The sequence below is a fragment of the Xanthomonas codiaei genome, from assembly GCF_002939785.1.
Taxonomy (GTDB): Bacteria; Pseudomonadota; Gammaproteobacteria; order Xanthomonadales; family Xanthomonadaceae; genus Xanthomonas; species Xanthomonas codiaei.
This window is the reverse complement of sequence record NZ_MDEC01000106.1, coordinates 1-266: the sequence shown is the minus strand read 5'-3', so window position 1 is coordinate 266 and position 266 is coordinate 1. Positions and strand designations below refer to the sequence as shown.

General features: G+C 60.5%; 1 protein-coding gene. It reads right to left on the bottom strand.

Going from position 1 to position 266, the window contains the following annotated elements; translation table 11 throughout:
- Positions 1-26 precede the first annotated feature (26 nt).
- Positions 27-266, bottom strand: a 240-nt coding sequence (locus XcodCFBP4690_RS22240; RefSeq protein ID WP_146092060.1) for an IS3 family transposase, incomplete at its 5' end; no start/stop codon positions are given.

Here is a 266-nt window from a genome sequence, read left to right as displayed (position 1 = left end):
TGATACGCCCAGAGTTCCGTAGACACTCAAGACCCTCGTTGCGCGTAGCGCCGTTCAAACTCTACAGGGGACAGGTCACCAGTTGAACCGTGGCGGCGGTTGGGGTTGTAGAACATCTCGATGTAGTCGAATACCTCGGCGCGTGCGGCGTCCTTGGTGGGATAGATCCGTCGCCTGATCCGCTCGCGCTTGAGCAGGCCGAAGAAGCTCTCCACGGGTGCGTTGTCGTGGCAGTTGCCACGCCGACTCATGCTGCACACCAAGCC